Origin of the sequence: Gardnerella vaginalis, from assembly GCF_001546485.1 — a bacterium.
In the GTDB taxonomy this organism is placed as follows: domain Bacteria; phylum Actinomycetota; class Actinomycetes; order Actinomycetales; family Bifidobacteriaceae; genus Bifidobacterium; species Bifidobacterium vaginale_D.
This window is the reverse complement of record NZ_KQ956862.1, coordinates 1-22,903: the sequence shown is the minus strand read 5'-3', so window position 1 is coordinate 22,903 and position 22,903 is coordinate 1. Positions and strand designations below refer to the sequence as shown.

At 41.5% G+C, this 22,903-nt stretch carries 22 protein-coding genes, 1 tRNA gene and 1 pseudogene; 5 read left to right on the top strand and 19 right to left on the bottom strand.

Annotated elements, in window-relative coordinates; all coding sequences use genetic code 11:
- Positions 1 to 13: 13 nt before the first annotated feature.
- A complete protein-coding gene (locus HMPREF3208_RS03890) occupies positions 14 to 739 on the bottom strand; it encodes an ABC transporter permease (protein WP_016636908.1) in 726 nt (241 codons plus the stop codon).
- Positions 736 to 1,500 carry an ABC transporter ATP-binding protein gene (locus HMPREF3208_RS03885; RefSeq protein ID WP_004105713.1) on the bottom strand — a complete coding sequence of 255 codons (765 nt, stop codon included), beginning with the start codon at positions 1,498 to 1,500 and terminating at the stop codon, positions 736 to 738. Before HMPREF3208_RS03885 ends, HMPREF3208_RS03890 begins: the two co-directional genes overlap by 4 nt.
- A gap of 139 nt (positions 1,501 to 1,639) precedes the next feature.
- Here HMPREF3208_RS03885 and HMPREF3208_RS03880 point away from each other — a divergent pair, with 139 nt between their 5' ends.
- A complete protein-coding gene (locus tag HMPREF3208_RS03880) occupies positions 1,640 to 2,341 on the top strand; it encodes a response regulator transcription factor (protein ID WP_032814825.1) in 702 nt (233 codons plus the stop codon).
- A gap of 6 nt (positions 2,342 to 2,347) precedes the next feature.
- Positions 2,348 to 3,757, top strand: coding sequence for a sensor histidine kinase (locus tag HMPREF3208_RS03875; RefSeq protein WP_016636910.1), 1,410 nt, complete (start codon positions 2,348 to 2,350; stop codon positions 3,755 to 3,757).
- Positions 3,758 to 3,881: 124 nt separating this feature from the next.
- On the opposite strand, the gene HMPREF3208_RS03870 is transcribed toward HMPREF3208_RS03875, so the two are convergent.
- The 6 genes and pseudogenes from HMPREF3208_RS03870 to HMPREF3208_RS03850 form a co-directional block, all read right to left on the bottom strand.
- Entirely contained in the window at positions 3,882 to 4,904 is a 1,023-nt protein-coding gene (locus HMPREF3208_RS03870; protein ID WP_064347331.1) for an FAD:protein FMN transferase, read from the bottom strand.
- 23 nt (positions 4,905 to 4,927) lie between these two features.
- Positions 4,928 to 6,238, bottom strand: coding sequence for a Fic family protein (locus HMPREF3208_RS03865; RefSeq protein WP_016637383.1), 1,311 nt, complete (start codon positions 6,236 to 6,238; stop codon positions 4,928 to 4,930).
- A gap of 507 nt (positions 6,239 to 6,745) precedes the next feature.
- Entirely contained in the window at positions 6,746 to 7,501 is a 756-nt protein-coding gene (locus tag HMPREF3208_RS03860; RefSeq protein ID WP_230953079.1) for a Fic family protein, read from the bottom strand.
- 78 nt (positions 7,502 to 7,579) lie between these two features.
- Positions 7,580 to 7,708 (bottom strand): annotated as a pseudogene (locus HMPREF3208_RS06990) (cell filamentation protein Fic); the annotation flags it as partial.
- Between the two features lie 238 nt (positions 7,709 to 7,946).
- Positions 7,947 to 8,666 (bottom strand): Fic/DOC family protein, encoded by a 720-nt coding sequence (locus HMPREF3208_RS03855; RefSeq protein WP_016637388.1) that lies wholly within the window; start codon positions 8,664 to 8,666, stop codon positions 7,947 to 7,949.
- 23 nt (positions 8,667 to 8,689) lie between these two features.
- Entirely contained in the window at positions 8,690 to 8,875 is a 186-nt protein-coding gene (locus HMPREF3208_RS03850) for an antitoxin VbhA family protein (RefSeq protein WP_064347330.1), read from the bottom strand.
- Positions 8,876 to 9,314: 439 nt separating this feature from the next.
- On the opposite strand from HMPREF3208_RS03850, the gene HMPREF3208_RS03845 reads away from it, so the two are divergent.
- Positions 9,315 to 10,592 (top strand): ATP-binding protein, encoded by a 1,278-nt coding sequence (locus HMPREF3208_RS03845; RefSeq protein WP_064347328.1) that lies wholly within the window; start codon positions 9,315 to 9,317, stop codon positions 10,590 to 10,592.
- A gap of 152 nt (positions 10,593 to 10,744) precedes the next feature.
- Here the strand turns inward: HMPREF3208_RS03845 and HMPREF3208_RS03840 are convergent, their stop codons facing one another.
- A complete protein-coding gene (locus tag HMPREF3208_RS03840) occupies positions 10,745 to 11,797 on the bottom strand; it encodes a hypothetical protein (protein ID WP_064347326.1) in 1,053 nt (350 codons plus the stop codon).
- A 239-nt stretch (positions 11,798 to 12,036) separates the two neighbouring features.
- On the opposite strand from HMPREF3208_RS03840, the gene HMPREF3208_RS03835 reads away from it, so the two are divergent.
- Complete coding sequence (locus HMPREF3208_RS03835; protein ID WP_016637394.1) at positions 12,037 to 12,339, top strand: HigA family addiction module antitoxin; 303 nt, start codon at positions 12,037 to 12,039, stop codon at positions 12,337 to 12,339.
- A 60-nt stretch (positions 12,340 to 12,399) separates the two neighbouring features.
- Here HMPREF3208_RS03835 and HMPREF3208_RS03830 read toward each other — a convergent pair whose 3' ends face one another.
- From HMPREF3208_RS03830 to HMPREF3208_RS03785, 10 genes are all read right to left on the bottom strand, one after another.
- Positions 12,400 to 13,845 (bottom strand): ATP-binding protein, encoded by a 1,446-nt coding sequence (locus HMPREF3208_RS03830; RefSeq protein ID WP_230953077.1) that lies wholly within the window; start codon positions 13,843 to 13,845, stop codon positions 12,400 to 12,402.
- 544 nt (positions 13,846 to 14,389) lie between these two features.
- Positions 14,390 to 14,704, bottom strand: coding sequence for a F0F1 ATP synthase subunit epsilon (locus HMPREF3208_RS03825; protein ID WP_016637244.1), 315 nt, complete (start codon positions 14,702 to 14,704; stop codon positions 14,390 to 14,392).
- A 2-nt stretch (positions 14,705 to 14,706) separates the two neighbouring features.
- Positions 14,707 to 16,194 (bottom strand): F0F1 ATP synthase subunit beta, encoded by a 1,488-nt coding sequence (gene atpD / locus HMPREF3208_RS03820; RefSeq protein ID WP_016637243.1) that lies wholly within the window; start codon positions 16,192 to 16,194, stop codon positions 14,707 to 14,709.
- Positions 16,195 to 16,200: 6 nt separating this feature from the next.
- A complete protein-coding gene (locus tag HMPREF3208_RS03815) occupies positions 16,201 to 17,205 on the bottom strand; it encodes a F0F1 ATP synthase subunit gamma (RefSeq protein ID WP_016637242.1) in 1,005 nt (334 codons plus the stop codon).
- A gap of 3 nt (positions 17,206 to 17,208) precedes the next feature.
- Positions 17,209 to 18,870: a F0F1 ATP synthase subunit alpha gene (atpA, locus tag HMPREF3208_RS03810; protein WP_064347324.1), complete on the bottom strand. Its 1,662-nt coding sequence runs from the start codon at positions 18,868 to 18,870 to the stop codon at positions 17,209 to 17,211.
- Between the two features lie 16 nt (positions 18,871 to 18,886).
- The gene (locus tag HMPREF3208_RS03805) at positions 18,887 to 19,468 is read right to left on the bottom strand and encodes a F0F1 ATP synthase subunit delta (protein ID WP_016637240.1); all 582 of its coding nucleotides are present in this window, start codon (positions 19,466 to 19,468) and stop codon (positions 18,887 to 18,889) included.
- Positions 19,469 to 19,555: 87 nt separating this feature from the next.
- On the bottom strand, positions 19,556 to 20,098 hold the full coding sequence (locus HMPREF3208_RS03800; protein WP_016637239.1) for a F0F1 ATP synthase subunit B: 543 nt from the start codon (positions 20,096 to 20,098) through the stop codon (positions 19,556 to 19,558).
- A 64-nt stretch (positions 20,099 to 20,162) separates the two neighbouring features.
- The gene (gene atpE / locus HMPREF3208_RS03795) at positions 20,163 to 20,396 is read right to left on the bottom strand and encodes an ATP synthase F0 subunit C (protein ID WP_004126223.1); all 234 of its coding nucleotides are present in this window, start codon (positions 20,394 to 20,396) and stop codon (positions 20,163 to 20,165) included.
- 75 nt (positions 20,397 to 20,471) lie between these two features.
- Positions 20,472 to 21,326: a F0F1 ATP synthase subunit A gene (gene atpB / locus HMPREF3208_RS03790; protein ID WP_032814995.1), complete on the bottom strand. Its 855-nt coding sequence runs from the start codon at positions 21,324 to 21,326 to the stop codon at positions 20,472 to 20,474.
- Positions 21,327 to 21,523: 197 nt separating this feature from the next.
- The gene (locus tag HMPREF3208_RS03785) at positions 21,524 to 22,555 is read right to left on the bottom strand and encodes a homoserine O-succinyltransferase (RefSeq protein WP_064347321.1); all 1,032 of its coding nucleotides are present in this window, start codon (positions 22,553 to 22,555) and stop codon (positions 21,524 to 21,526) included.
- Positions 22,556 to 22,694: 139 nt separating this feature from the next.
- On the opposite strand from HMPREF3208_RS03785, the gene HMPREF3208_RS03780 reads away from it, so the two are divergent.
- A tRNA-Met gene (locus HMPREF3208_RS03780) sits at positions 22,695 to 22,768 on the top strand.
- The last annotated feature ends 135 nt before the right edge of the window (positions 22,769 to 22,903 follow it).

The following is a 22,903-nucleotide window of genomic DNA, read 5'->3' as shown; positions in this document are numbered from 1 at the left end:
TTTCATAATCTCCTTATTCATAGTGCAGGTTCTTAGCCGCCCACAATCCAGAACATAAAAACAGAAGTGTTTCAACTATGGATACGATTACGACCGTAGTATTAGGTTGCGCGCTCATGGCAACTGCTGGTTTTAACATAACGATAAAAGGTGATGCCATAAAAAGCACAATGTCTGAAGAAGCCAATGCCATGCCGCTTAAAAATCCTGCTACACCAATTCCAAGCGTTACCCACATGTTTTCAAATCGTGATGATACAAAAATCATAAAGGACAATACAGGCATTGACGTAATAAATGAATATGCAGCAAAAGATATAAGAGTACTTACATTAAACGTACCTTGTGGCAAATCTGTTACACCGATTTTTGCAAGTGCCAAATTTTGTATGCAAATAGCGATTAGTAATAGAACAGTCAGCAGCATAAATTTGCATAGGTACATAGCAGGAACTCTCATAGGCAGCATATGCATCTTTTTTACTGCATTTCCCTTAAATTCCATGTTGTAGATAATGCATGCTGCGACTATTATGCCGAACATGTTTAACACCATAATCATGCCGTAAAGCTGTGTGAGAAGAATATCCATAGGAGCTAAAGGCAGGTTTAATAATGTATTTTTTCGTACAATAAAATTCACAAAAGCGTACGCTGCTCCCATAACGCCAATAGCAATCATAAGAGCTATAAAACCAGTTCTCTTGCATTTTTTTAGTTCGATTACAAGCGTTTTCATAGTCTTGCACTCTGCTTCCTGATCTTATTGTCTTCATCAATCATGGATAGGAACATATCTTCCAAATTGTCGGAAGCAAAACCAGATTGTAAAGCATGCTGTCGTAGTTCATCTAAACTACCTTCAAATAACAAGTGTCCGTGATTAAGTATTCCAATATCATCTGCAATAAGCTCAATTTCGGATAGCATATGAGAAGAAATAAGAATCGTGCAATCGTAAAGATCTGGCAGCGACTTAATCAGATTTCGGATTTCGTGTATGCCAGATGGATCGAGTCCATTTGTTGGCTCATCTAAAATCAAAATAGGTGGTCTACCAAGCAATGCTCCAGCAAGACCAAGCCTTTGCTTCATGCCAAGCGAATATTTTTTTGCAAGACGGTCTCCAAACTCAGAAAGACCTACTAATTCTAATGCGTCATCAACCGCACTCTTAGGTAGTTCTAAAATGCGACGTATAATGTCAAGATTTTCTCTACCTGTTAGATTTGCATAGAAAGATGGTGATTCAATAAATGAGCCTATTTCTTTCAAAATAGGTATGCGATCGGCAGGAAACTGCTTTCCGTCGATTGTAAATACACCTTTTGTTGGAGCCGTAAGCCCTAGGAGCATTTTCATTGTTGTAGATTTTCCAGCTCCATTTGGCCCAAGAAAGCCGTAAATGCTACCTTTGCGAATATGAAGTGAAACATCATTAACAGCAATAAATGATTTATATTTTTTTGTTAAATGTTCTGTTGTAACAATATTGTTCATGGCAATATCTCCTTTCGGGATTTATGATATTGCGTCAACCTTTCTACAACATTCTCTTCACCTTACATCTACCTTACATTTTTATGCGAGGTCAAAAAATGAATATTCACATGGCATAATATATGTTAGGGGGTTCTCCATGAATCTGAATGATTATTTATTGAACAAGCATCTGCTGCTTGTTGATGATGAGCAGGAACTTCTAGATATGGTTGTGTCCATATTAAACGAATACGGTTTTTATAATATAACGACTGCAAAAAGTATAAAAGATGCCGTAGAAGCAACACAAAAATTACGTCCAGAATTAGCAATCCTTGATGTTATGCTCCCCGACGGTAATGGGTTTGAGCTAATGAAGCAGATAAAACAATATAGTGATTGTCCTATTTTATTCCTTACTGCTTGCGGTGAAGATGAAGATAAGTTTAAGGGATTTGACTTAGGAGCAGACGATTATATTGTAAAGCCGTTTCTTCCAAAAGAGCTAACGTTTCGCATTATGGCAATTTTAAGACGAAGCTACAAGAACGAAAATCCCATTGTTAAACTGAAAAATAGTCAGATTGATTTTTCTTCTGCCCAAGTAATAAAAAATAACGAACATATTCAACTCACAGCCAAAGAATATGACTTACTTTCTGCACTTTATAGAAATGCTGGATGCATTGTAACAATTGACGCGTTATGTGAAGCTACATGGGGAGCTAATCCTTTTGGATATGAAAATTCTTTAATGGCACATATACGTCGTATCAGAGAAAAAATAGAACTCAATCCATCGCAGCCTGTTTCTTTAATAACAGTTAAAGGCTTAGGGTATAAGCTGATTGTGAAGTAAAGCAGAATGAAAAGCATACCAAAACTAATACAACGCTTCATAAGTATTTTTCTACTAAGCTCTGTGCTTATAGTATTAATGAATATTATTGCGTTTGTTGTACTTATAGGAAACTACGCTCCCGATAAAGAGATGTCTCCTTATAGCATAGCAAAAGAGACGGGAGAAGCATTACAATTATCCGCAAGTGGGGATTATGCATTATCAAAAAATATGTCTTCCAAATTGACAAATTCTGGCGCATGGGCAATTTTGATTGATAATAATACGTTGAAAGTCGTATGGAAAACAGAAAATGTCCCTGCAGGTATTCCAAACGACTATACTTTGTCTGATATAGCTAATTTGAGCGTTGGTTACATTGATGGTTATCCAACTTACACTGGCAAAAATAAGGATGGAGTTGTTGTAGTCGGATTTCCGCACAACAGTTTTTGGAAACATACGCGACCAAGTTGGAACTACAGTTTAATCTCAAATTTTCCGCAGATTGTTTTAAGCGTATTATTTATCAACATTTTGCTGATTCTTGGAATTTATTTAATAGCTAATATAAAACTACTAAAATCAATTAATCCGATTACAAAAGGGATACAACGTTTATCTAGTGGAGAAAGCGTGCATATTCCAGAAACAGGAGCGCTTTCAGAAATTTCATCTAATATAAATTCTGCTTCCGATATTTTGCAAATACAAAAAGAACAATTGAGGAAAAGAGAGACTGCAAGAGCGAATTGGATAGCTGGGGTTTCGCATGATATTCGTACGCCGTTATCTATGGTTATGGGATATGCGGGACAGTTAGAAAATTCTCTCCATATTTTGGAAGAAGATCGTAAAAAAGCAACGATGATTATTAAGCAAAGTGTCAGAATGAAGAATTTGATTAATGACCTTAATCTGGCTTCAAAACTTGAATACAATATGCAACCAATTATGAAAAAAGAAGAAAATGTTGTTGCTGTTGTTAGGCAAGTTGTTGTGGATTTTATGAACATGGGTATGCAAGATGAGTTTTCGATTAAATGGGAAACGAACGCAGAATTGACTGTTTGCAATATTAATGTAGACAAAGATTTATTAAAACGAGCAATATCTAATCTTATTCAGAACAGCATATCTCATAATGAAAATGGGTGTACGATTTATGTATCCGTTGCTGCAAATAATAATAATTGTATTATTTGTGTTGAAGATAACGGTATAGGTGTTTCAGATGAAAAAATCGAAAAGCTTAATCATGAACCGCACTATATGATTTGCGATACAAGTACTGCAGAGCAACGGCATGGTTTGGGTTTGCTGATTGTTCAGCAGATTATTGGCGCTCATAATGGAACAGTTGATATAAGTAGAAGCAAATACGGTGGGTTTAAGGTTGAGTTAACAGTGCCAAGTAAAAAATGTGGGTTATAGGTCTTTTGGACTATAACCCACAACCCTAGCTTTACACACTTTTTGGTCTATAACCCAACTAACTCGCATCGTCATTATTCAGCATTAGTTGGAATTATCCCGCATTATTCAGCATTATTCGGCATCATTCGGCAAAAAAGTGCGCTGGGAATGCGCGCGTTTTGCGAAGCGCATGATTTGGCGAGATTACAGCAAACTCAGCGCCAACATTTTGCACGATTTTTTGCAAATCGCTTTCTTTCGATACAAACAACGCACTTGCAATCGCGTCGGCATAAGCAGCTGGAAAATCGCAAGTTTTAGCAGGCACATACGCCCAACTTGCGCATAAATCGCAAGCAGGAATGCCGTCAAGCGCATTAATCAAGTGAGTCGCAATTAAATTAGACTCAAAGCCACTTGCATCTTTACCTAAGTAACTTGCTTCTTTTACTTTCCAACGCTTTCTTGCACTAGACGATGCACACAGCGCCCCGCTTGCGATTGATGCCACTCCAACTGCTTGAGTTGTGTCAAAAGGATTTTCCAGAGCCACTTTTATTTGACTATTCTCTTTGCTAAAGCAAGCGCGCATATCGCCGCCTGCGTTTACCAAAAAATCAAAATCCTCATGAAGCTGCTCGCTAAGCTCCTCTTTAATAATCTGCGTTACAAAATCTACAAAATAGCCTTTTCCAGCTGCACCAAAATCAAGCTGCACTGGCTGATTTGTGCAAAGCGTTGTGCCGCCGCCACCTTGCGAAATATCTGCCCACGTAACTGGCAAAGCGCGGCGATAGTTAGACCAACTATCACTGCTACTATTCTCATTCTTACCTGAGCCAGCTGCCGATTGCGGAATAAAGCGAACAGAATTGTTATAGCCAAGAGCAAGCAAATCCGCGCCAACGCACGCGTCGAAAGCACCGTGCGTTGCAGCGTAAAACTCGCTATAAAGAGCAAAAAGTGGCTGAGCCCACGTTGGAAACTCAAACTCGCCGCCGTCCTCCGCACGAGACATGCGCGAAACAAGCGAATCTTCACGAAAGCGCGAAAGCACCGATTCATACTCTTCAACAAAAGCGCGAATCCGCTTCTGCACGCGCTGCGAAATCGGCACGCTGCTAGAGATAATAATCCCCGTGCCAAGCGCGCGCTCAAACGCCATTACATTCCTAAACATCGCTTGCTTCACTCAAACATTTCATTCGCTTTTTTAGAAAGCTCATACCGAATAGGACGCTCACCTACCACGTCAATCATTCCAAAATCAATCAAACCGTTAAGCGCGCTCACAATCTTTCGCTCGCCAATCTTCTCATCAATTGCATTGCCAACGTATTCACTTAATTGCTTGCGAGTCATGGGAGTTGGGTTATAAGAAAAAAGCTTATTTTGCAACAAAATGGTCATCACTTCGTGCTGCACTTTAGAAATCGATGTTTTTTTAGAAAACTCGGATAGCTTATCCATACAGTAAATAATCTGTTTTGCTTGCAAAATAATATTGTCTAATACTTCGTTCTGCGCTTTTTTAATATATTCCAACATTGTGCAGCAAAACATAGTTAAATCGTTGCAATTAAATAGCTCCTGCGATTTAGAAAAAGCAGCATAGTATCCAGATTTTTCTGCATAAACTATAGAGCTTAAGCTCAAAATTGTTGGCATCGAAAGCTGATCATGCAATTGCAAAGCAAGCAAAAATCGCCCAGTTCTGCCGTTCCCATCATAAAATGGGTGCACGCTCTCAAAAGCATAGTGGCACATGCACGCCTTAATAAGCGTTGGGACTTTGCTGATATTCATAAATCTCAACATCTGCATTAAATGATTTTGAATTTCTACTTCCGTTGCATCGCCATCATGCACTACATTATTTGCACCATCACGAATACTTACTTTCCCACTCCTAAAAATCTCACCATCTGGAATGTCTTTTTCTTCTAATTCGCCTTGCATAATGCTGTCGTAAATTTTTCGTATATCTTGTAATATTTGCGGAATTGAAGTGCCATACTCATCGGAGTTGGCAACCGACTTTACATTCAAATCCGCAACAGAGTCCGTAACAGACTTTTCTTTAGAATCTGCAAGCTCAAGAAAAAGCTTAGTAAATTCACTAAAACGCGTATGCTTATTCTGTTCACTCGCAGCATTAAGCGCTTTGGAAAGCTCTTTTCTAGTGCTGTGAACACCCTCAATAATGTTTGTATTTTGCACTTCTTTTGCAATAAGTTGCATTAAATACTCACGCTGAGCAAACCGCGGCAGCATGCTCCATGTTTTTTCAATGACTTTTTCAGTGCACATAATATCATCTATGTGCGTTACAAGATCCGTTACGCACATTGCAAAAATCTCATGATTATCAAATACGATTCCAGAACGATACGTCGCAGGATTATCAATGCGCGATCGATATTCTTCTTCCGCAATATCGCACGGTTTTGCATTACTTTTAGACATCGCAACTATTTTGCGTATTGTTTTGTAATCCATAATGCAGCTCCGTTTACGTTATTGCGTTTACATTATTGCGTCTACGTTATTGAGGATTTTGTAGTAATGTCTTGCAATATTTTGCTTGCGATATTTTTGCTTATACGCAAATAACGCATTTATCACAAAATGATTGCTTAACTAACGTAAAAATCTATTCTATACCGACATTTTCGCAAAATGAAGGCATAGCAAGTAAAAAACATTCGTCTATACCTACATTTTTGAAAAATAGCAGTATAGAAACATCGGTAGCGTCTGCAACATCAACATAACGCCACTCGTTTCGGCGTAGCATGATTTACAACGCTATAAAACTAGCAAATTTCATTTCGCAAATTTGAAAATTTTTTAATTTTGCGAAATGGGGGTATGTAAGGGTAAGCAGAAAAAATCGGGCGACGCATAAATGCATCGCCCGCAAAACTTTCGTTTTCAAGTCGTATAAAACACGCTACCACGCCGCGCATACGTTACGCAATACAGTCTCTTTACAAAAAGCTTGCGTCACAACCCAAAAAGCTTCAACAACGCACGGAACGTATCTTGACCGTCATAGCAAGTTTCAACTAAGAATCCGCGCTCATTGCTGTATTCTTTGAGACCTCGATAATAGTAATATTTCTTTCGATCCTCAATAATAAACGGCACGATATTATGCTTTAAGCATTCCTTAAAAGCAATCAAACGCCCAACTCTGCCATTACCGTCCTGAAATGGGTGTATTCGCTCAAACCTGTAGTGAAAATCAACTATATCCTCTAGCTGCAAATCAGTTTTAGCAAGGTATTCAGCCAACAGCTTACTAATCTCCTCGTGCACTTTTTTCGGCTCGCAAGTTTGCACACCACCTACAACATTTGCGCGCAACTTGTAGTCGCCCACACGAAACCAAGGCAGAAGCTCGTCGCTTGTTCCGCGTTTAAGCAGCAAATGTAAATGCTTAATCATGTCTTCGCTAAGAGGCTCTTCAGCGACATCAATGCAATAATCAATCGCGCGAAAATGATTCACTGTTTCAACAATGTCATCAACCTTAATAGCTGTGCTCTCTGCTGCACCAGTGCTTGAAGCCGCGCTATCAACTACACCATCCACATTTTCTTCGGAATCAATAGTATTAGTTTCAAAAATTCGCCTAGTTTGATCTTCACTTAGCTGGCTACCTTCAATATGATTCGAGTTGTACGTCATGCGAATTTGAAGCTCGTGGTAAATTCCACCAGGTATACGATGCTCCTTTTCTTCCCTAAGCCTCTGCAAAATAGGGTTACTTGAAATTACGCGATACAATTCGCTCGGATTACATTGTAAATAGTTGCTTATTTTTGCGATTACTGAATTTGACAGTTTTTCACCTTTTGAAATTTTCGCAATCGTACGAGAAGAAATATGCAGCTCGGCTGCTAATTGAGATTTTTTAACGCATTTTTCTTGTAGCCTTTTGTTCAATCCCGAGTAATCATACATTTTTAACAGTTCGCTTTCTTCCGCTTGCATAGTTTTGATTGAGATAAATCATGAAGAATCTAAATACTCACACACTAAAATCTTTACTTATTTTCCCATAATCAACATCAAAAGTAAAGATAATTGCGATTTTGTACACTCAAAAGTAAAGATTCGCAAAACTTAAGCAAAAAGAAAGAGCCTTCGCGCGCGAACGCAAGCAAGAAAACAAACAAGCGAACGCGAGCGAAAGCCCTAATCAATCTATGCCGTAACGCGTTTTATACGCAGCATAATCCTTATCTTGCAAAACACTAGCCACATTCGGCGCGTATTCGTATTCTTCTTCAACAAGATGCGCAAACTGCTGCTGAGCTAAAAGCTCAACATTCAAAGGCTTTGTAATAATGTGGAACATGTCTTCAAGAAGCTTGGTATCGTTAGCATCTTTGGCCTGTATTGAAGCCTTGTCGTTAACGCGCTGAGTTATTAATCCCCAATCAAAATGGTATCCAGCATCTCGCGCAACTATATCCCAAAAAACACGCTGTGTTCTACCATTGCCCTCACGAAATGGGTGCAAAACATTAAAATTATTGTAATTTACGCTTAGCTTACTAATAAACTCATCAATAGATAAACCTTGCAATAAATTATCATTTTTAAGCGTTTGTTCGCAGTAGCGAATCCCAACGCCCATGTATTCAAGCGGATGAAACGGCTCACCACCGCCTTTAGACATGTCTATAGTACGAATCTGACCAGCCCAATCGTAAACATCCTGGAAAAGATAATGATGAATCCACTGCAATTGCTTAACAGTTCCTTCAGCATGCGGCAAGTTTTCGTACAAAATAGAGCATCTTGTGAGAACAGCATCGTTCTCATATTTATCTAATTCAATCTGATTATTTATATTAGATTTGTTCTTTAACACCCTTGTGTGGGAAATAAGATATGGATCAAAAACTGTTTCCATAGCACTAACGCAATCCGAGTAAGTTAATCCGTTACACTATATCTAGAACGCATTCTAGCAACAAATTCGTCACTGGTTATAAAACCTTTAGCATATTGATTTGCGTCATAAAGAAACTCTTTTGAAGGCGAATTGCCTTCAAGTCTGCCTGAAGCTATTGCAAGACCCAAATTTTCTTCACGTCTACGTTGCGTTTCTTTATCAATCATTTCTTCTCCCTGCCAGCACCCGCTCTAAAATCAAAAATAACTACGCACTATTTTACTATTCGCAATGCATTTTGATTACAGCATATTTTTGTTACAGCACACTTTAGTTACGGCACACTTTAGTTACAGGACATTCTGCGATTTGACGAATCCAGCATCGGCAACATAACGCCACTCGTTTCGGCGTAAGCAACGCAGCAGTGGCATGCGCACAAAAAGAAAGGGCCTTCGCGCGCGCACGCAAGCAAGAAAACAAACAATCGAACGCGAGCGCAAATAGGCACTCACTTTCAAAACTTAAAAAATATTACAGTTTTGAAAGTGAAAATGATATAATACTTTCAAAAGTAAAATAAAATTAAAGTTTTGAAAGTGAAAATGGTATAATACTTTCAAAAGTGAAATAAAATTACAGTTTTGAAAGTGAAAGGCGATTAAAATGAAGATTATCGAGAGAACAGATTACTTAAATCGCCTCAAACGCGTTAAAGGCACGCCAGATATAAAAATCATTACCGGAATTCGACGCAGTGGAAAATCGGAACTACTACGCGCTTACCGCACATATTTAGGAAACACATACAGTAATCAAAGTAGCAAACTTTACGCTTCAGCAAAGCATGCGCAACTACCAGACGCACTACAACATCAGCAGAACAGCCAACAACTTAACATAATCAACATTGACTTCAATAACCTAAATTATGAAAATCTGAAAAATTACAAAAGTCTTTTTGCGTACGTTGAAAGCCGTTACATACCCGAAGCGTACAACGTTCTTATGATTGACGAAGTTCAATTATGCCCAAAATTTGAGCTTGCGATTAACAGCCTTCACAATAGCAATAAATACGATATTTACTTAACAGGATCCAACGCATTCTTACTTAGCTCTGATCTTGCAACACTGTTTAGTGGAAGATTCATTGAAATACCAGTATTCCCGTTTAGTTTTGCAGAATATTGCGAATACTTTGAAGTAGAAAACAACTTTAACGATGCTTTGCAAAAGTATTTACAACAGGGCGGGCTTGCAGGATCATACGTTTACGCCAACCAAGACGATGCACAAGCGTACATAAAAAACGTGTATACAACTCTTGTTAAACGCGATTTAGTAGACAAATACGCAATATCGGAAGTATCACTTCTTGACTCAATATGCGAATTTTTAATGGACAATATCGCAAATCTCACAACCGCAAACAATGTAAGCTCAATACTTAAGCAGAATCAGATTGAAACAACACACATAACAGTTGGCAATTATCTAAAATATTTATGCAATGCGTTCATGTTTTATAAAGTAAAACGCTACGATATTCGCGGCAAAAAATACTTAGAAACAAACGAAAAATACTATTTAGCAGACACCGCGCTACGCTACGCAATTCTAGGAACGCGCAACATGGATTACGGAAGAGCGTACGAGAATATTGTGGCACTTGAGCTTATGCGAAGAGGATACTCGATTTATGTTGGTAAACTTTATCAAAAAGAAGTAGATTTTGTGGCAATAAAAGCGAGTGAAAAACTTTATATTCAAGTTTCAGACAACATTAGCAATGATTCCACATTGGAACGCGAACTTTCGCCGTTAAAAGCAATAAAAGACTCTTACCCTAAAATCCTACTTGCAAACACTCGCCACGATTCTTACGATATTGAAGGAATACGCGTAATAGACATAGCGCAATGGCTGCTTAGCGCGAACTAAGTCAAATAACAGAACGCAATCGAAAACACAATAAACAGAATGCAGTAGAAAAGCACATAAAGAAAGAGCCTTCGCGCGCGAACGCAAGCAGGCGAACGCAAACGAAGACCCTTAATCTTTTCACTTATAACAACTACACTATGTCAGCTAACCTAACGAGCTACAACACCAACAGGCACAGCTGGAACAGAAGAATCAGCATCAGCGACATCAGCAGTAGCTAAATCATCAAGATCCAAATCACCAAGATCATCCAACAAATCAGCAAAATCGAAATCAGACAGATCGAAATCACCAATGTTGAAATCATCTACACCACTAGGGGTATCAGCGTCACCAAAGTTATCAACACTACCAGTGCCGACGAAATCCCCGACGTTCATGTTGCCTAAATCAGACAAATCACCCAACGCATCAACATCAAAATCAGCCATATCTAACATCTCGCTAAAATCAATATTGTCGTCGAGCGCAGGAGTAAGCGAGTCAAGCACTGAAGGAGCAGGGGCAGGAGTCATACCATGATGCTCAGGTGCAGGTGCAGGAGCTGGAGCTGGCTTAGGAGCTGGTGCAGGAGCAGGAGCAGGAGCAGGAGTTTGGTCTGAACCAGACTTATGATCTTCGCCATCATTGAAATATCCATGCGCTTTGCATACTTTATATTCGTTGGTACCTATACTGGCGTCTTTACATCCATTTTTATCGCAGTATTCAGGGCCACCACTTGTTACGACATCTCTCCTTCTGCCTGTTTCGTCCATGCTATGCAAGAATCCGCCCCGAAGTGCATAATAGCAAAATACGTCGCTCGTCTTCAGTTTTTCATTAATATAGTTGTCAACACGATCATAATCAACAAAAGGGCCTAATGGGCAAAAAATGCCATCACACCAATCGTGCGCATCACCAATAAATAATTCTCCTGGAACATTAAGTCTCTTTGCAACAGCTATGCTCCATTCCTTTCTTTCTGCGAGTGACGCCTCATGATATTCTGAACTGCTGGAATCTTTGCAATATAGCGTGCGGGTGTAAATACCTATGTGAAATTCTTCATCTTTCTCGCGAACTTCGCAATTTTTCTCTATATCACTACCACTGTTGTCATCGTTTGCAAACGCAACTGGAGCAAGCGATGCAAAAGCAAAACCACTAAGCAAAGTAGCAGCAGCAACAAAAGCACCTATCGCTTTTTTCTTTAGCATACTTTATCCTTTCTTCTCTCACACAAAAAGCGCAAATATCACATGTTGACACAACTGGCAGATTGATAAAAGTAAAGCCAGAAATTCATCAACAATCACACACAAGAATACCCCCCGTTGCCAAAAATAAACAATATTAATCAAAAATCAACTAAAAACAGCATACTAAACACTTGATAGCTCTAACACAAATAACACTAACGCTTGACGTTAGTAACGCAATGCATTACCATAATTTTATGAAAACCAGAGAAAAGGAACTTAACAAACACTTGAGCACTCCTGGCGAAATCTTGCGCGAAGAATTTATGGAACCGCTTAAAATCAGCTCATACAAACTTGCACACACTATTGGAACATCCCAAACAGCCATCGGAGAAATTTTAAACGACAAACGCGCAATCAGTGTAGCAATGGCATACAAGCTATCTAAAGCTTTTAGAACAACCCCCGATTTCTGGCTCAACCTTCAACGCGACTACGACATTCTGCGATTTGACGAATCCAGCATCGGCAACATAACGCCACTTGTTTCGGCGTAGCACGATTTACGCGCTTTAATGCATACCCATAACAGCTAGCTAAGAAACAAATAAACAACGCTACTTAAGCAGCCAATCAACAATGTTTTCAACGCGAATGCCGTCGTAGTCATCATCTAAAGCCTTACTCAAAGTTATAACCAACTTATCGTAATTATTATGAATCTTACGAAGCGGCTTTAACTCTCGCTCGCGCACAGACTCATCCATCATGCTTTCAGTTACTTGAATATAAAGCTTTTCGGAAGCAGAAGTCGCAACAAAATCCACTTCCAAATTATCTATTTTACCAACAGCAACATCGTAGCCTCGCCTTAAAAGCTCAAAGAAAACAACGTTCTCCAGCGCATGTCCTCTATCTCTGTCCCTAAATCCAAGCAAATAATTACGCAACCCAATGTCAACAATGTAATACTTGCCAAGAGTGCGTAAATAATCCTTACCTTTAATATCGAAACGTTTAACATCGTAAAACATGTAAGATTCTTTTAACGCACCAACGTAAGCAGATATAGTTTGAGTAGCGGGCTTAGTGCCACGCGCGCGCAAGCCACGAGAATTGCTATCCGCAGAATCAAGCAGATTTTCCGAAGAAAGCGTATTACACATAGAATTTAAAGACGTATTGTTTCCAATATTATCTGCCAAAAACATAATGATTTTTCTAAGAAGGTCGGCGTCTGTAATCTGCCTCTGCCCGCGGCGCTTCTCGCGCTCGAGTATATCGCGAACTACTACAGTGGAATAAATTCCGTCCAACAAAGTCATTGCACTACTCTGGTTAAAACCTGATTCTAAAGCAAAATCGCAAATTGCAGGCATACCACCGTAACGCATATAAGCTGCAAACAAGTCACCAAGCTCTACACTACTGCCATTCGCACTCACCGCTCTTTTTTTCAAATCACCGAGCGGAGACTTATATTCTTCAATGGAATAATCCTGAAAATCAACGAACTCTTTGAACGAAAGCGGATACATTTTCACTTCCACATACCGCCCAGACAAGTATGTTGAGTACTCCGAGGAAAGCAGGTATGCGTTGGATCCAGTTATGTAAATATCGCAATCAAAATCTACGCGAAACGAGTTAATTGCATCTTCCCAACGATCTATACGCTGCAGCTCGTCAAAGAAAAGATACGTTTTTTTAGGAGACTTAATACCAGAAAACTCAATCTTAGTAGACTCAATCTTGCTTTTAACGTAAAAGTATAAGTCTTTGTAACTCATATCTTGAAACTCGAGTGACTCAAAGTTTATAGATATAATTTGATTTTGCTCAACCCCGGAGTTAAGCAAGTACGATTGCATGAGCTTAAGCAGAGTTGACTTGCCACAGCGGCGAATACCTGTTACAACTTTTACAGGCTCTGTATCTTTGAAAGATATAAGCTGGCTAAGGTAAATATCGCGATTTTTAATATTTTTGCCGACTATTGCAGTGCGATTACTGCGCATTGGCAAATTTGCGCTTTCAAGTGGCTGATTTTGCGAATTTACCATAATAAACCTCAACTCCGCTTTAACAAGTTTAGCGATTAGCAAAACAGTGCCAATGCTGATTGTGTGGCCACAAATTTCATGAATTTTATAATCCTATGAATATTATGAATCAAACTTCGATTTTTTACAAGTTTAGGTTATTGATGACCTAAACTTTTATTTTTCGTAAGTTTAGGTTATTGATGACCTAAACTTTGGATTTTTAGAAGTTTAAGTTGTGCACTATAACATACAGACACTCGTTTCGGCGTAAGCAACGCAGCAGTGGCATGCATATCAAAGTAAAGATCTGAATTTTGCGTAAACAAACGCCCCACTTTCAAAAGTGAAAAAATATTACAGTTTTGAAAGTGAAAATACGTATCTACTTTCAAAAGTGAAAAATACTACGATTTTGAAGACAATATTAGTGACTCGGCTGACTGAGTTAGTAACAGTGTTTCGCCACTGAGATCTATTTTTTAAACGCACGATAGAAACAAAAAGACAGGAGCTTGGGATATCCAAACTCCTGTCTTTTCGCTTACTTCACTTATACGTAAGCCTAAATCACCTTAGCGTTAGGCAGCACGTTACCGTCTTTATCGACGTTACAACTATGCTCTACAGCAATTGTAATATTGTCAGAGTCAACGGAGAAGAATCCATCCGTCACCTTAAAAACGTGACGCACACCCTTCAAATCATCAACCTTGACAAAACCGTGATTAATCAACGCAAGCACAGCCTCGTGTCCAGGAAGCACACCCATTGCGCCATTCACAGAAGGAATAACAACGAATTTGGCTTCACCTTCCCACACAGGATGCCTGGCTGCCACCACACTCACGTGCAGCGATTTTACTTGCTTCTCTGCCATAATCACGCACCAAACTCTTGCTGCATATCGTGCCAACGACGCTCAAGATCATCGATGCCACCGATACCCGAGAATGCCTGCTCAGGAATCTCATCGTAAACACCATCGCAAATACGAGTGAATGCTTCGATGGTTTCATCTGCTGGCACGTAAGAGCCCGGACGACCTGTGAACTTTTCAGCCACGTAGAAGTTCTGACCAAGGAACTGCTCAATCTTACGTGCACGGCTCACAGTAGTCTTATCTTCCTCACCAAGCTCATCAATACCAATCAAAGCAATGATGTCCTGAAGCTCCTTGTTACGCTGCAAAATAGCCTTCACACGATTAGCGCAATCATAATGAGCCTGACCAACGTAACGCGGATCCAAGATTCTTGACGTAGAAGCCAAAGGATCCACAGCCGGGTAAATACCCTTAGCTGCAATATCACGTGAAAGCTCAGTAGTTGCATCCAAGTGCGTAAAGGTTGTTGCAGGTGCAGGATCAGTGTAATCATCTGCAGGCACGTAAATAGCCTGAAGCGAAGTAATGGAATGACCACGAGTAGAAGTAATACGCTCCTGCAACGCACCCATTTCATCAGCCAAGTTTGGCTGATAACCCACTGCAGAAGGCATACGACCCAGCAATGTGGAAACCTCAGAACCAGCCTGAGTAAAGCGGAAGATGTTATCAATAAACAGCAACACATCTTGATTCTGCACATCGCGGAAGTACTCAGCCATAGTCAAAGCGGTAAGAGGCACACGAAGACGAGTCCCAGGAGGCTCATCCATCTGGCCGAAGACAAGTGCCGTTTTCTCCAAAACACCAGCCTCAGCCATTTCGCCAATCAAATCGTTACCTTCACGAGTACGCTCGCCGACGCCAGCAAACACAGACACACCGCCGTGGTTCTGTGCAACGCGCTGAATCATTTCCTGAATCAACACGGTTTTACCAACACCTGCACCACCGAACAGACCGATTTTGCCACCTTGAACGTAAGGGGTAAGCAAATCAATAACCTTAATGCCAGTTTCAAACATTTGAGTCTTAGACTCAAGTTGATCGAAAGCAGGTGGGTTGCGGTGAATTGGCCAACGCTCAGTTACTTCAATATTCTCACCTGGCTTAGCATTCAAAATGTTGCCAGTAACATCGAACACGTGACCCTTAGTAACATCGCCAACTGGTACGGAAATTGGACCACCAGTATCGCGCACTAAAGCACCACGAACCAAGCCGTCCGTAGGCTTAAGCGCCACTGCTCGCACGGTGGAATCACCAAGGTGCTGTTCAACTTCCAACGTAATCTCGTGAACGGTATCACCTTCCGTATTACCTACGGTAGCAATATCTACTTTGAGAGCATTGTAAATATCCGGCAGATAGCCAACCGGGAATTCAACGTCAATCACGGAACCCTGAACGCGAGTTACGCGACCAGCCGTTGGGTCGACTTCCTTTTCAGCTTCTGGAGGCGCTGTGGTCTGATTCTCAGCCATATGCTCCTAATCCTCCTCATTATTCAGCGCATCAGCGCTGCCGATAATCTCGGTAAGTTCTTGAGTGATAGATGCCTGACGAGAAGCATTAAGCTTTCTAGTCAAATCATCCACCAAATTGCGGGCGTTATCTGTAGCCGTATGCATAGCGTTCTGCCTGCTCGCCGTTTCAGAAGCAGCAGAAGTAAGCAAGCACTCGTGAATACGAGACTGAATATACTTCGGTAGAACAGCATCCAGCACTTCATCTGGACTTGGCTCGAAGCAATATTCAACAGCATCAGGATTGCTACGGCTCACTGCTTCTTCACGAGCTGAAACTGCGCTCGTAGACGACAACGATGCTGAAGGGCCAGAAGCTGCTTCATAATCAGGACGGTGCATAGCAAACTCCTCACCATCCTTCAATGGAACCAGCTCAACTGGCAGCATACGTAGTGTACGAACCTTTTGCCTCACCATATTGATAAATTCAGTGAATACAATATACAGTTCCGAAACTCCGCCTTCCGCTTCCGGCGTCATATAAGCATCCATCAACGTATCGGAAATCTTTTCTGCAATAGTGACATCAGGATGATCCGTAGAACCTTCCCAAGTGCCTGCCACATCGCGATTGCGATACTTATAGTAAGTTGCACCACGACGACCATACACGTACAGTTCTGCATGCTTACCTTCCGCATCAAGCTTGGCAAGGAGCGCCTCAGTCTCACGAATAATCGAAGACGTAAACGCACCTGCCATGCCGCGATCAGAAGTAAGAGCTAGAACCGCTACACGGTTGCCGGCATGCTCTTTACCGAAAATAGGATGCTTAATATTTGCTTCGTGATGAGCTACCAACGCCTGCACGGCATCGAAAATTGCGTCGCTGTAAGGCTTAGCATTCAGCGCAATATCACGCGCTTTTGCAATATGCGAAGACGCAATCATTTCCTGAGCCTTAAAGATTTTACCCAAAGACTGTGTGGAAATAATTCTCGATTTCAATGCAAGTTGGGAGGACATACGCTACTTCCCCTCAGGCTCGCGACCGTCTGTTTTTGGCTTTGCAACAAGCTGCTCTTTTTCAACAGGAGCAGGATTTTCAGCCGGCGGCAACGAATCCTTTACAATCAAAGGCTTGCCTACAGAAGTCTTAAACGTCCTACGGAAATCATCAATAGCAGCATCAAGCTTTGCTTCAGTTTCCTTAGTGAAGTCCTCAGTATCTCGAATTACTTGCAAAATGTCGGTACCTTTATCCAAGTAATCCAACAATTCACTTTCAAAACGTAAAACATCCTTCACAGGAATATCATCAAGCTTGCCATGCGTACCAGCCCACACAGAAACAACCTCCTGCTCCATAGAACGAGGAGAGAATTGCTTCTGCTTAAGCAACTCAGTTAAGCGTGCACCACGGGTCAACTGAGCTTTAGATGCTGCGTCCAAATCGGAAGCAAACATGGCGAAAGATTCCAAAGACTTGTAACGAGCCAAAGAAATCTTCAACATGCCAGAAACTTTCTTCAAAGCCTTAGCCTGAGCTGCACCACCAACACGAGACACAGAAATACCGACGTCAACTGCTGGACGCTGACCTGCGTTGAACAAATCAGACTGCAAGAAGATCTGACCATCAGTGATAGAAATCACGTTGGTTGGAATATACGCAGAAACATCGTTTGCTTTAGTCTCGATAATTGGCAAACCGGTCATAGAACCGCCACCCAAATCATCGGAAAGCTTAGCACAACGTTCAAGCAGACGAGAGTGCAAATAGAACACGTCGCCTGGGTAAGCTTCACGCCCAGGTGGACGACGCAAAAGCAAGGAAATTGAACGGTATGCTTCTGCCTGCTTCGACAAATCGTCAAAAACGATCAAAACGTGCTTGCCGTTATACATCCAATGCTGACCAATTGCAGAACCAGTGTAAGGTGCAATGTACTTAAAACCTGCAGAATCAGAAGCCGGGCTTGCCACAATCGTGGTGTACTTCATAGCGCCTGCTTCTTCGAGGCTTTGGCGCACTGCAGCAATAGTAGAACCTTTCTGACCGATTGCTACATAAATACAGCGCACTTGCTTCTTTGGATCGCCGCTCTCCCAGTTTGTACGCTGGTTGATAATTGTATCGATTGCAATTGCAGTCTTACCGGTTTGGCGGTCACCAATAATCAACTGACGCTGACCGCGACCAATTGGCGTCATTGCGTCAATAGCCTTCAAACCAGTAGACAAAGGTTCGTCAACTGGATGACGGTGAATAACGTCTGGAGCCTGGGCTTCAAGAATACGACGCTCATTGCACTCAATCGCACCTAAACCATCGATTGGATTACCCAAAGGATCCACAGTACGACCAAGATAAGCGTCACCAACCGGCACAGACAACACTTCGCCTGTGCGGTATACTTCCTGCCCTTCCTCAATGCCAGTGAAATCGCCAAGAATAACAACGCCGATTTCATGTGCATCAAGGTTGAACGCAAGACCCAAGGTATCGTTCTCAAAGGTGAGCAGCTCGTTCGCCATGCAGCCGGACAATCCGGCTACGTGCGCGATACCGTCACCAGCCGTAACAACATAACCAACTTCTTGTGTTGGCATGTCTGCAGGCTTATACGAGTCAACGAAACCGTCGAGCGCCTTGCGTATAAGGGCGGGATCAATAGATAGTTCCGCCATAATTCTCCTTAATTTATTACTTCACTGCCTGTGTCCAAGCACCATTGCGAGCAGAACGCTGCAACTGCTTCAGCTGCATTAACATGGTGCGATCGGTTATTTGATCACCGATTTGTATACGCATACCACCAAGCACGTTTGGATCCACAATTGGGTTAATGTATGCGCGATGACCCAACTTATTGCTGTAGATCTCAATCAAACGCTTAATCTGCTTATCTGTAAGCGGTTGAGCAGTAGTGACCGTAACCAAGGTCTCACCAGCTTCACGCTCGAAGCCTGACCAAGCGCCACCAAAGCTACCGGTTTTACCGCTTTCAGATCCACCATGCCAGGTTCCTACGAGATAGTGCATAATGCGCAATACAACAGGGTGCGCTTTACCTCCAATAAGCTCGTCAATTAAACGAGACTTATCTTCCGAAGACCTGTTCGGATCGGTAATCGCATCAGAAAGCTCAGGATATTGATCAATCATGCCCATCATTGACGAAAGTTCGTCAGCAATGCGCTGCGCTTCATCATGTGCATCTGTAATAGCCTGAGCGAGTGAAGAACGCGACAAACTATCGTTTGCACGCGATGCCTTTTCTGGCATTCTTACCTCCTCGTTTCTGTAAAAACGAAGTAATGCAACGAATGCATCAAACTCAATAACTTACTATTGAGATTAATGCATCAAGCTTTACTTGCTCTGATCCGAATTTTTAGTGTCTCCAACTTCATCAATTACATGATCAATAATTTTGGAGCTTACAGTATCGTCATCCAGCTTAGATGCAAGAATCTTGCCAGCCAACGCTGCTGCAAGAACCGATACTTCTCCTTGGAGGCTGGACATGGCATGCTTATGCTGAGCCTCAATAGAATGTTGTGCCTCACTAATGATTTTGGCAGCATCCTTTTCAGCGCGTTGTCTAGCTTCGCCAATGATTTTTGAAGCTTCTGTACGAGCCTCTTCGCGAGTTTTTGCAGCATCAGCCTGAGCTTGAGCAAGCTCCTCTTCCATCTGACTTTTTAATTCGTCAGCTTCATGCTGCACATTTGCTGCTTTAGCTATTCCGCCTTCGATTTTTTCTGCGCGCTCGTCAAGAATTGCCTGGAATTTAGGCATAACGAACTTGTAGAAAAACACTGCAAGAACTACCAAAACAACTAACGACCACACTAAGTCATAAGGCTCAGGCAAGAACAACGCCAAACCATTACTCTCAGATGCATGTGCCATGGCTTGTCCTTTCTATTCCTTCAACACTTTTATATTTGCGCTGGAACGAGTTGTTTCGTTCGGTTCACTTTCCCATAATGTAGGCAACGAATCCGAGCAAACCCAGAACCTCGATGAATGCCAAGCCGACGAACATGAACAACTGAATACGGTTGCCAACTTCTGGCTGGCGTGCAGTAGATTCCATAGCTTTAGCAACAACGATTGCCATACCAAGTGCAGGAGAAATTGTTGCAACAGCAAAGCCAAGAATGCTCAGGTTACCGACCAAACCTGCGAGAGCGATGATATTATTCATTGGTTTCCTTTCTGTAAAACAGTAACCAGTATAAACCCGTAAGATAGGTAAAATCTGAAGATTTAAGCTATGCTATCAAGCCACAGCAACAGCAGACTTTTCTTCTTCTTCAGGGTAACTTTCCGAAATGTAGACAGAAGCAAGCACAGTGAAAATAAACGCCTGCAAACCGGCTACCATAATTTCGAATAGGGTAAACAGAATGCCACCAAGCAGCCATAATGCACCGCCGAAGGCAAGGAGTTTATTGCTGGAATCCACCACAAAGAAATTGGTGAATACTAAACAAGTGGCCACCAGCAAATGGCCAGCAATCATATTCGCAAACAAACGGATTGTAAGCGAAAGTGGTCGCACAATTATTAATTCTATGAGCTGCAATGGCGAAAGAATGAAGTAAATCGGCCATGGCACACCCGCTGGGAACAACGCTTCACGGAAGAATCGCACAAAACCTTTTTCGCGAATGCCAGCAATAAGATATTGGCACACAACCCACAAAGCAAATACAAGCGGACCAGCAATGGTTGCGGTTGCAGCCATATTTAATCCTGGAATCACAGAACAAAGATTAAAGAAGAAAATCGTGATGAAAAGTGTAGACATCATTGGCACGTAACGCTTACCGCGCTCCTCACCAATCATTTCGTACACAATGTTGTAACGCACAAAGTCCATTAAGATTTCCAGCATACTTTGGAATCTTCCTGGAACTAACTTTGCACGAGCAGCACCGATGCCGAAAATAATCATGACAATTACAGCCATAAGCACACGCACTAAAATAATGCGGTTCATAGCAAACGGTGTGCCCTGGAACAAAATCTCTGGAGGCAAAAATTCGCCAATATTAGGCAATTCTGGTCCAGACGAAGCCACTGCTGAAGCTACATTGGTAGTCCTCAGCAACAAGTCAACCATTCCATCCATAAGTGCCTCCTTAAGCAATTCGTTCACACGCCTTAATAACAGTGCTGTTCATCTCATTAATGCAATTCATTCATTCTCGCGACATAATAAATCATTCAGTAGCACATCTATCTCGCAAGGCGCGGGGCACGAAACGAAAAATACATCTAAATGCTGATTGTACTCTCCGTATGTACATAATTACACCATCGTGGAAATTATTCATGTATACCGTACTTCATGTGGCGGAATGGGTAAAAATCGTCAACGCGCGGAGAAGCTGGCTCATGACGAATAGAACGATCTGTTCCAAGTTTGCCTGTAGCACGAAGCTGCGGAATATTGGCAAGATTGTAAGGCGTAGTCTCATATACCCAATTTAGCCAATTGCGCCATAGCAAATTTGCGTGCGCACGCCAAGAAAATAGCGGCTCTAATTTTGCATCATCATGAGGGAAATAGTTGCGTGGAAATGGCACGTTACGTAAACCCTTCGCCATATCGCGCTCATACTCTTGAGCAAGCGTCATTTTGCCATATTCCCAATGCCCGAGTGCAAATACTTCTGAAAAATCACGTGTTGCGACCAAACCCGGACCAGATTCAGGACCGCATGTAAGAATTTGTAAACGCTTGTCTGCAGCAATATCGTCAATATCCACACTCGCTATTCGAGAATGCGGTTGCAAAGAAATTTCATCAAACCCGTTCGTAAGAAAGCAATACTCATCCTGCAAATATTGCGGAAATACTCCAAAAACTTTTTCACTGAGCACATGCTTTTTTATGCCGTAACGATGGTAAAGCGCGCCCATTGCACCCCAGCATAAGTACATTGTTGAAAAAACATGTGTTGCTGCCCAGTCAAGAATTTGAGTGAATTCTTGCCAATAATCAACATCCTCAAATTCCATATGTTCGACTGGTGCACCTGTAACCACAAAGCCGTCGTAATAATTGTTACGAAGTGCGTCAAGATTTTCGTAGAATTTCACTAAATGATCCGCACTCACATGTGTTGATACATGCGTGGAAGTTTTCATAAAATCGACATCAACTTGCAAAGGCGATTTAGAGATAAGGCGCAAAAGTTGAGTTTCTGTTTCGATTTTTTTGGGCATGAGATTCAAAATCAATAAGCGCAGCGGACGAACATCCTGCTGTTCTGCTTCTGGGCGTTCCAATGCAAAAATACGCTCAGCATCTAATATGCTTCGTGCTGGCAATCCTTCAGGAATCTTAATAGGCATATGTTTATTATATCTCACAACTGTTTATGCCTCTATTATGACCATCAACAGAATTTCCAGAGTAGCCCAATAAGACACGCCGAAAGTTGACAAATCTAAATTTGCACCTATCGTAGATAGAGCTGCTAAAAGTAGCCGACGCGGGGTGGAGCAGCTCGGTAGCTCGCTGGGCTCATAACCCAGAGGTCCATGGTTCAAATCCATGCCCCGCTACTGAAGCCAAGAATCACACAAATTTCTCACGATTGTTGTGGTTCTTGGCTTTTTTATTTAATACCGCATCAGTCATCAAAATGGGGTTATTCGGGTTATAGGTCAAAAAGTGTGTAAAACTATGATGATGAATAT

Bases quoted from the DNA above. Each gene is read 5' to 3' on its own strand.
- HMPREF3208_RS03865 (WP_016637383.1), bottom strand. From the start codon at position 6,238: ATGGATTACAAAACAATACGCAAAATAGTTGCGATGTCTAAAAGTAAT.
- HMPREF3208_RS03890 (WP_016636908.1), bottom strand. From the start codon at position 739: ATGAAAACGCTTGTAATCGAACTAAAAAAATGCAAGAGAACTGGTTTT.
- HMPREF3208_RS03835 (WP_016637394.1), top strand. From the start codon at position 12,037: ATGAAAACCAGAGAAAAGGAACTTAACAAACACTTGAGCACTCCTGGC.
- HMPREF3208_RS03875 (WP_016636910.1), top strand. From the start codon at position 2,348: ATGAAAAGCATACCAAAACTAATACAACGCTTCATAAGTATTTTTCTA.
- HMPREF3208_RS03830 (WP_230953077.1), bottom strand. From the start codon at position 13,845: ATGGTAAATTCGCAAAATCAGCCACTTGAAAGCGCAAATTTGCCAATG.
- HMPREF3208_RS03850 (WP_064347330.1), bottom strand. From the start codon at position 8,875: ATGATTGATAAAGAAACGCAACGTAGACGTGAAGAAAATTTGGGTCTT.
- HMPREF3208_RS03825 (WP_016637244.1), bottom strand. From the start codon at position 14,704: ATGGCAGAGAAGCAAGTAAAATCGCTGCACGTGAGTGTGGTGGCAGCC.
- atpA (WP_064347324.1), bottom strand. From the start codon at position 18,870: ATGGCGGAACTATCTATTGATCCCGCCCTTATACGCAAGGCGCTCGAC.
- HMPREF3208_RS03885 (WP_004105713.1), bottom strand. From the start codon at position 1,500: ATGAACAATATTGTTACAACAGAACATTTAACAAAAAAATATAAATCA.
- HMPREF3208_RS03805 (WP_016637240.1), bottom strand. From the start codon at position 19,468: ATGCCAGAAAAGGCATCGCGTGCAAACGATAGTTTGTCGCGTTCTTCA.
- HMPREF3208_RS03785 (WP_064347321.1), bottom strand. From the start codon at position 22,555: ATGCCTATTAAGATTCCTGAAGGATTGCCAGCACGAAGCATATTAGAT.
- HMPREF3208_RS03840 (WP_064347326.1), bottom strand. From the start codon at position 11,797: ATGCTAAAGAAAAAAGCGATAGGTGCTTTTGTTGCTGCTGCTACTTTG.
- atpB (WP_032814995.1), bottom strand. From the start codon at position 21,326: ATGGATGGAATGGTTGACTTGTTGCTGAGGACTACCAATGTAGCTTCA.
- HMPREF3208_RS03870 (WP_064347331.1), bottom strand. From the start codon at position 4,904: ATGGCGTTTGAGCGCGCGCTTGGCACGGGGATTATTATCTCTAGCAGC.
- atpD (WP_016637243.1), bottom strand. From the start codon at position 16,194: ATGGCTGAGAATCAGACCACAGCGCCTCCAGAAGCTGAAAAGGAAGTC.
- HMPREF3208_RS03815 (WP_016637242.1), bottom strand. From the start codon at position 17,205: ATGTCCTCCCAACTTGCATTGAAATCGAGAATTATTTCCACACAGTCT.
- HMPREF3208_RS03800 (WP_016637239.1), bottom strand. From the start codon at position 20,098: ATGGCACATGCATCTGAGAGTAATGGTTTGGCGTTGTTCTTGCCTGAG.
- HMPREF3208_RS03845 (WP_064347328.1), top strand. From the start codon at position 9,315: ATGAAGATTATCGAGAGAACAGATTACTTAAATCGCCTCAAACGCGTT.
- HMPREF3208_RS03855 (WP_016637388.1), bottom strand. From the start codon at position 8,666: ATGGAAACAGTTTTTGATCCATATCTTATTTCCCACACAAGGGTGTTA.
- HMPREF3208_RS03880 (WP_032814825.1), top strand. From the start codon at position 1,640: ATGAATCTGAATGATTATTTATTGAACAAGCATCTGCTGCTTGTTGAT.
- atpE (WP_004126223.1), bottom strand. From the start codon at position 20,396: ATGAATAATATCATCGCTCTCGCAGGTTTGGTCGGTAACCTGAGCATT.